General features: G+C 44.1%; 6 protein-coding genes. 3 read left to right on the top strand and 3 right to left on the bottom strand.

Annotated elements, in window-relative coordinates:
* On the top strand, nucleotides 1–801 hold an 801-nt coding region (locus tag Q1A70_RS17880), incomplete at its 5' end, for a hypothetical protein (protein WP_299694806.1).
* A 285-nt stretch (nucleotides 802–1,086) separates the two neighbouring features.
* Here the strand turns inward: Q1A70_RS17880 and Q1A70_RS17875 are convergent.
* The 3 genes from Q1A70_RS17875 to Q1A70_RS17865 all read right to left on the bottom strand — a co-directional run bounded on the left by Q1A70_RS17875 (nucleotide 1,087) and on the right by Q1A70_RS17865 (nucleotide 5,001).
* Nucleotides 1,087–1,926 carry a hypothetical protein gene (locus Q1A70_RS17875; protein ID WP_299694807.1) on the bottom strand — a complete coding sequence of 280 codons (840 nt, stop codon included), beginning with the start codon at nucleotides 1,924–1,926 and terminating at the stop codon, nucleotides 1,087–1,089.
* 113 nt (nucleotides 1,927–2,039) lie between these two features.
* Nucleotides 2,040–3,863, bottom strand: a complete 1,824-nt coding sequence (locus Q1A70_RS17870; protein ID WP_299694808.1) for a hypothetical protein — start codon at nucleotides 3,861–3,863, stop codon at nucleotides 2,040–2,042.
* On the bottom strand, nucleotides 3,769–5,001 hold the full coding sequence (locus Q1A70_RS17865) for a hypothetical protein (protein ID WP_299694809.1): 1,233 nt from the start codon (nucleotides 4,999–5,001) through the stop codon (nucleotides 3,769–3,771). Before Q1A70_RS17865 ends, Q1A70_RS17870 begins: the two co-directional genes overlap by 95 nt.
* 252 nt (nucleotides 5,002–5,253) lie before the next feature.
* On the opposite strand from Q1A70_RS17865, the gene Q1A70_RS17860 reads away from it, so the two are divergent.
* Both Q1A70_RS17860 and Q1A70_RS17855 read left to right on the top strand, forming a co-directional pair.
* Nucleotides 5,254–6,165, top strand: a complete 912-nt coding sequence (locus Q1A70_RS17860) for a WYL domain-containing protein (RefSeq protein ID WP_049537252.1) — start codon at nucleotides 5,254–5,256, stop codon at nucleotides 6,163–6,165.
* Between the two features lie 1,275 nt (nucleotides 6,166–7,440).
* The gene (locus tag Q1A70_RS17855; RefSeq protein WP_299694812.1) at nucleotides 7,441–8,079 is read left to right on the top strand and encodes an AAA family ATPase; all 639 of its coding nucleotides are present in this window, start codon (nucleotides 7,441–7,443) and stop codon (nucleotides 8,077–8,079) included.
* Nucleotides 8,080–8,153 lie beyond the last annotated feature (74 nt).

The raw sequence follows: 8,153 nt of genomic DNA, 5'->3' as shown, positions 1-8,153 counted from the left end.
TTTACTTTTGGCGAAGCAAATTATAACTCTTTACCATGCTGTTTAAAAAACACTCACGAAAGATCAACACGCCCTAGGCAGCTACTGAAAATTGCTAAGCGTGAAGGTGGGTACACCAACAAAGATATTGAAAAGAAAGCCGGCTTAAAAGGCTCTTCTAGCTCTCTGGCGTCTAGGTGGCTAAATGGTCACGCTTTGGCTACGGAGCGGCAAATGCGTTACTTCATCAATAATTATGGCCATTTTTTGAAGAGGCAATTGGAGCATCTTTATTATCAGTACCTACCAGATGGTGAAAACTTAGTGGTGAACTACGTTAAGTTATCTGGCGATATTATTTTTAAACACCAAATCCGTGTAGATCCATCTCGAGAATACAAAAAAGGGTTGAGTGTATTGAGGCTAGTGGTAATAGAAAACGACGGTTGCTATAAACTATTACATCAATATCGTGCTGGACTGATTCAATGGGATAAGCACGCTGACGTAAAACAGGCTTACTTTGAGCCGTCTATTTACGATCTCCAAGGTATTGTGCATTCGGATAACGAAGAGGCTCATTGGTATCTATGGAAAGTGATTGAATGCTCTGACACGAGTGAGTTAATCGATAATTTTGAAAATGAATGCAAAATCATACTTAGTTCAAATAACATCGTAGATTGGGCGAAGCGCAATGGTCAAAACGTTGATCATATGGACTCAAGAATGTTTGCTCCTAAGCATGTAATACCAATGAAGTTTGCATTTTATCAAAAGATAATGAAGCTCGGCTTGCAAAGTGACTTATTGCCGTTTTAACATCATACCGACAACCCAAGCTGCCATAGAGGGGCTTAATCCTCAAATCAGAGTTGGATGCCAACTCAAAGACTGATACCTTTCATCATAGAGCACCACCTCTGCTAAAGAGCTGGGGGTCGTGTACAGGTATTCGGATAACCTTGTAATCTGTCTCTGACTAGGTGAAAATGCTGAGGCAAGTAGCTGAAAGGGTTCAAGGTTTACTAGGGATAGGGGTGGGTAAAGCCGAACCATATAATTTCGTGTTGTATCGTTCGGCTTTTTTCCATGAGAATTTATTAGCTAGATAAGCCTTTCAATACCAATTCCATTCTTCACCAATTTGAATAGAGCCTTATCGCATCGGTGATCCAACACTAAAGTCTCTTGTTCTAACCAGCGATCCACATCACGCAAACCGGGCAAATCTAGTGCGGGTGCGTCACGCCAGCTCCGCTTGCTGGCCCCCAACATTTCCCGACTTCTTTGGGTGGCTTGCTCACGCCAGTAATCAGGCAACCAGACTCGACCCGGTCGATTTAGCTTTTGGGCCATTGAGCGGACGATTGACAGCCCATTGGGGTCATAGTCAGGGAACGCCACCCACGGAACCTGTTTTGGCAGTGCTTCTAATAATGCACAGTGCGCAATGTTTAAGCCCGGCACGTACAACAGAACTAACCCATCCACCAATGGCATATCAACAAAAGCGCCCAGATTCTCGACCGTCATCACTAAGTGGATGTTGTTAAATGTCAACTGTTCTTTCGTCAGCCATTGACGCTCGGGGATCGAGCATTCGGTGCGTTGCATGGTTTCATCATCGACAGATTGCAGCCATCCATTTTGGTACGCGATAGCCAAGCCGGTATGGTGGCTGCGTACCCTCATCACCTCGTCACCGGTAGCTTTCTGACCTGGCAACAGTGGTTCACTACAACCAGATTTGCTGTCACCGCGCCATGCGGCGGCACTTTTGTGGTGGATGAATTTGGTATTTCGCAAGATAGCCCCACGCTTCTGTGGGGCATTTAGCTCCGAGTAGCCTATCTGATTGCATAACTGTTCCAATCGTTCAGGGTTATCCAAGTGCCATAACCGACCCGCGCAATGGATGATCTGCAACGATTCCAGATGTGCCAAGATCGGGGCATCTTTTTGGCGCCCAATCACTTTGGTGTTTCGCGCCAAGCGGGCGAGAACTTCGGCCACATGCGCCCTGGGCAAGCCCAGGCGCTGAAGTAAATCGTCTTTCATCAGCTACCTAAAATGCTATTGAGGACACGGTCGCCGTTAACAGTCAACTCTGTACCGTCTTGCAAGCCTGTTATTTGCACCCAGGACCGCGCTTCGTCAGCTTTGCTTGGGTTATCAATGTTAACCCCCTCAGGCCACACCCGAACTAACTGGTAACCCAGTCCAGTGATCTTGCCAAGGGACTCCGGCGCTGCCATTAGTAATTGGACGCCACAACGTCGGCAGAGTTCTGCGACTGTAGCTTGACTGTGTGCATCCAAACGGCTTACTTCATCCATCACTAACGGGACGGCAAAAGCTTTCTTGCCATGAGCGGCGCCAGCCCAATGCTTGATAATACTGATCAACACCACGAGCCCTGAACCGAGCCGCTCTCCTGTCGACAAGTGAGTCCCTTCAAGATCTTCAAATTCACTGCGCCCACGTCGACGGATCTGTGTTTTTACCATTAGGTAATTGCGATGATCTAGTAGTTTCTCTCCTTTGATTTCCCCTGCTGTGGTACGGTGATATAGATCGGATAGGGCTTTTTCGACCGATTCTGCTTCCGCAAATAGATCATCCATCACCTGAGAGCCCTGTCGCAAGGCATCCAGTACCTTATCGAATTTCGGCACATAATCGGTTACCAACCGTACTTCGGCCACCTGGCCGAAGCCGATACCGTGAAGTTGATTGCTTAATTTACGAACCGCCCGTTGCTCGTCAACCACACGTTTAGCAATTGCTTCGCCCAACTCACCACGCTTGGTCTGGAACATAGATTCGGCGTTATCCAGCGACTTTTGTGCCATGCGGCAGGCTTCGTCTAGTTCAATCAACATTTGCTGTGGGTCACCGCTGTGGATTATGTCGTGTCTAGCCCGGCGCTTGAAGAGTTTCACTGCTTCAGCGTATAAATGTACGACTTCAGCGAAATTGGTTCCCGTTAGCTGCTGTCCGAATGCCAGCATAGGATCAGTTACCGGTATACCGTAGTCCTGCGCACAACCGTTGACTCTGCTGATCAAGCTTTGAACCCTTTGAAAAGCGGTGTCGGTATCTTCGATAGCTTCCAAGGCGTTTGACATTGCTCCCTGCAACACCGTACCAACGCCATCGTTAGCCACCATATCCATCACGGCTTGACGGGCTGCGGTTAAGTTTTCCTGCATGGTTTGGGCAAATGTTTCCTTGGTCATGCATGCTTCGGCTGCACTGCGCATTTGCTGTTGGAGCTCTCTGGCTTGCGATAAATCCCCGCTGTGCTTGTCTGCTTTTTCCTGAGCAGATTTGCATGCGTTGTCGAGCTGCTTTCTTTCGGCATCCAACTGCTTTTCCATGCCCGGATGGTAATCGATGCTAATTTGCTTGAGTTCCAATTCGCTGCGACCTAGCTCCGATTCTAACTGTTGTATTTTTGCATTTAATTGCATCGAGTGCTGTTGCGCTTTATCACGATCGTTCTCGGCAATCTGTTTCTGCCCATTAAGAGTTTCCACGTGATTGCTTAGTTGCTTGGCCTGGTCTTTCAAGACTTGCTGTTTATGGTTTGTATCACCAAGCAAGGCTTTAGCCTGGGCATATGTTGACCCCAGATGGAACCTAACCTCATGCAGACCTTCCATGTTGCGTAGTTGGTTGCTGAGCTCGTGATACCGTGCATTCTGATCTTTCACTCGTTGTTCGAGCTCGTTGGATGCTACAGGGTAGGGCTGCATCAGCAACACCCATTCAGTGTCAAAGTTCTTAAACAAAGGAGCAAAGCGCTCTGTTTCTCGTTGTGCATCGATACAACGTACAATAATAGCTTCGCAGGTGGGTTGGGTTTTGGCGCACGACATGAGTACCTTCTGCTTCCAAAATTGGTAAACAGTCATCTACAGGGGGAGGAGGTGGCGACCACTCACGCATCTGTACGCAGCGCTCTTGGAAAGGCAGAGCCAACCCCCATGAATTACCTCTGGTTAGCTCTATGGCACAATCGATCAGTTGTGAGAGATTGGCGTTAGGATCTAGCGTTAGGCGCAACCGTATATTTTGCATCAGGCGCTCCAGGAAGCTGACTAAATCGATCAGCGACATATTGGCAAACTCACTAGTTCGCTCCAAAAATAACTCTATCTCCTCAAGTCCACTCTGCAATCGAGAGGGTGCTGAACGTGCAGCAGCTGTCTGTTGCAAGACTGCTAACTGCATTAGCACCTGATCAGCACCTATCAGAATAAGAGTTTTCAAATCTTTGATTTGTTTCATTAAATCATCGGAAAACAACAGTAAGGTTGTTATATCCTCGACAATGGAACTGGTGATTTTTTTTGTAATGTCTTGCCGCTCGGTACCAAACTGCGCGATGAGCAACTCTTGGTTTTTCGAAACACCTTCCAACAAGTCTTTAAGAGTAGGTAAATACGAACGAACCGATTCAAACCATGCCTGCGGGTCTTCTACTTCGATAGCGTTGAGCTCACCTAACAAAACCTCAATGCGTTTGTAGCGCTGACTTAGGCTTTCCTGTTGGTCGAAGTCTTCATCATTAAAATAAGGCTTTAAGAGATCGTGTGCGAGCTGAGTTAGCCGATACTGCGGGTCTTCGTCACGTACCGAGGTCCCGGCTAAGGTCATCAACCTTTGCTCAACGCCCCACTTTAGAAAATTACTAACTCGTGAATCAATGTAACCTTCTTCACGTCCTGCATAATTGTCGACGTAACGTACAATGCCGAGAACAGTTTCTTCATCGAAACTCTGCTGCACCAAGTTCATAGTATCATCTGCATGGCGATCCCAAGCGTGAATTGCAGCTAAGTATAGATATTGGTCAGGGTCTACTTCGAGACGTACTCCTGCAACCAAAAGGTTGTTGAGTAACTGATTGACTGATGAAGAGGATTGTTCAGTTATATCGCTTTGTGCAGCATCTTTATCAACAGAAGGTTCATTGCGTGGGTCATCAAGGATACTTATCTCACTGTCACTCATATACAACCTCTTTTTTTACGGAATTTTATGTCACTTTCAATGGGTTTTCTTAACAAACTAAAGTTGTGTATTTACATACAACTTAACTTGGTGATTTGAACGAAATTTAACCCAATCATCCATTGAAGTCAACCTAATGAATCATAATGATACATTGCAATGTTTTTTTATGATCTTTTAGTGGGATTTTAGTAACACTTTACATATATCCTTGCTATCATAGATAGCATTTCAATTGGAAAGGTATTTGCAATGAATCTGAGTTCGCATGTTAAAGGTGATGAAATAAGCAGCGACATTAGTCCTCGTCTTGCTTATGTTGATTTCAAACTCTTTTTCACGGGACAAGTGACTAGAGCGGATTTAAAGGGAGCTTTTGGTATAGCAGAAGCCGCTGCGTCTCGCGTGTTAACTGAGTATTCCAAGCTGAGACCGAACAATAAGACACAAAAGACAAACACAATCATCAGAGACACTTTTCATCCACTTGTTAATTTTGATTCAGAGCTTGCTTTGGGGATGCTCGCAAATGGTTTTAATAGCAACAAACTCTCTGGAGCCACGGAGCTGCCCTATGAAAAAATTGGAAGGATACCAAACCAGCTAAACCTCAATGATGTTGCTATGATCACAAGAGCCATCTCGGGCAAGTACTCAATTTCCTGTAATTACCTCTCAGAAAATAGTATTAATCACGAAGAGCGAATTATCGTCCCGTTAGCAATTATGAATGATGGGACAAACTGGATGTTTAGGGCTTTTGATCGTTCAGAAACAAGAGATAGGAAGTTTAAAAACTTCCTCTTTGCAAGGGTCAGGAATGTCGTCGAAGAACTTGATTCTAGAGCAGCAAAACAGAAAGAGAATGAAGCTTTATCACAAGATGAGCACTGGAACCTTAGGTTACCCCTGATATTGAAATTGCACGACTCTCTGTCAGAAAACGGACGCCAACGAGTCAGAACAGATTTCGGAATACCTGACGGGAAAGATGAAATATATGTAACTGAGCGAGCAGCTTTCAGGTGGATTATCGAGAAGAAGTGGCATATTGATGTCCGCACAGATGCACAAAAATTAGATGACAATAATAAAGGGATCAAACGGTTCTACAAATTTGAGTTAGCGAACTTAAATATGGTTATGCAGATGGAAAACTCATAGGAGAGCGAGTGAGTGTGATTTATAAAATCAAGGCTCTTAATTAAACTGCTAGCGTTTGCTTATATTTGACCCTAAATGTTAGCTATATCGCTAACATAACTCAATAGAACTCTCTTTTTTCCACTATGTTAAGTTAGCAGATTTGTCGATACCTTCTGTCTGGAGCCTATACAAGACAGTTCGCAATTACGAAACTCAGAAATCTCCATTTCCGAGCTAGCTGATGTGGTTAGGTCAGATTTGCCCCAACGCTTTCTAGATTCTCATGAACAATGACTTTTTGGTGCATTGATTTGGCCAACTTGTCTAATGAGTTAGATGTTCTAATGATTGGCAAGAATACAATCTTGGGCTAGGTATGGGCATGATGAACTGTTGAACTAAATGCAATATGGTTTTGTGGAATTTAGAGGATATATTATTTATGAGGGAATTAGTTGCTGAAATAGCACAACTAGATAGGGATGGGCTTTATGAATTTCGTATCGACAACGTTTCTCTACAGGAGTTTAAAGCCGAGTTTCTGCTAACCATCATAGCGTCCAATGAGAATCTAGTTTTGAGTCGTTGGCGAGTTACTTGTAGTCAATGCCTAAATATTGTAATTGACCGTTGCGAAATTCCGCGTGATTTTTGCCTAAAGTACGGCACTTTGATGATCGGGAAGTCAGGCATTAAAGGCTCACATTTTAGTGCTATTAAATTGGGCGTTTTAGCATAGCCTTCCAGCCATCTGAGAGGACGAGAAGCATTTGATACGTTCCATCGTCGAATCTCCTACAACCTACCCTGAAAAAAACTCTCTACTCTATGGTGACAAAAGTTAGTTTATCTTTAAACGCCATTAACAAAGCCAGTGTAGTTAGTTTCTCATAACATCAGATTTTATTTATTGTCGCATTGCAGTGGCGCAGTGACTCTGTGCTCTCAAATAGGAGAGGTTGCCATGCCTCAGGTAATTTATTCTGTACAAAAGTAGCAATAACACAACTCAAATGTTCATACTAGTGTCAGCCGATCTGTTCTCGCGCGTTTATGCCATTTATCATTTAAAGTAAAAGCCCAATTACATTGTTCTTTCATTAGCTTACCTTAGTAAAGGTTATGTAACGTGACATGCGTGAATAGTGAACTCATCGACCTCCAGTTAGAGCCATTAAAGTCCGCACCGCACATGAATAGTGTTAGCTAAGTCACTCAAGTAAGCTAACCTCGTTGTTACCCAAATCATACTAAACAGTTAGAATATGCCTATTCAAGCAGGTAGGGTAAGGTATGTATTTAAGTCACTTAAAAGCTGAAGGTTTTCGATGTTTTGGAAAAGAGTTTAACGTCCAACTAGCAGAAGGTTTAAATGTGATTGTTGGTGAAAATGGCGCTGGTAAAACGGCCATAATTAGCGCTATTAGACAGCTTTTTCACGATTCTGAATCCGGTAGATATAGCGTTACTAGCGATGATTTTTTCAGCCCTTTTGTCGTAGGGAGGGTAAGTGCTTCCTCGCTCTCTATCAGTGCTGAGTTTGATGGATTAGACGCAGCAGACAAAGTTGCTTTTCTTCCCTGGGTTGGAGCCTCTAATACGGCGCTGTTAAACCTGCAAGCTGAAAACAAGGAAGTTCGAGGCCGCTTCAAAAAGGTTATTTGGGGAGGGATATCTAGAAGCTCCCAGTTTGATCCTGAGCTACTAGAACTCGTTCAGTGTATTTACCTTCCACCACTAAGAGACGCTGAAGCAAAACTATCCAATGGACGCCAATCTAGACTATCAAAGCTTCTAAAAGCTCTAAATCGTAAACAGTTAAAAGAGTGTAAAAGAGACACTAGACTTCATCCTCTTGAAGCTAAATTGAAAGAATTCAACGAATCATTGGCTGACGACGGCGAACTAGGAATTAAAGAAGCTAGTAAGTGATCCGCACCAGAAGTTTTGGACACTGAGTTAAGTGAGTACAATCACTAACGAGGTGAACAATGACAACTAAGAAA

Origin of the sequence: uncultured Vibrio sp. (assembly GCF_947488985.1) — a bacterium.
Classification (GTDB): domain Bacteria; phylum Pseudomonadota; class Gammaproteobacteria; order Enterobacterales; family Vibrionaceae; genus Vibrio.
Note: the sequence above shows the minus strand (reverse complement) of the source record. Positions and strands in the feature narration are given on the sequence as shown.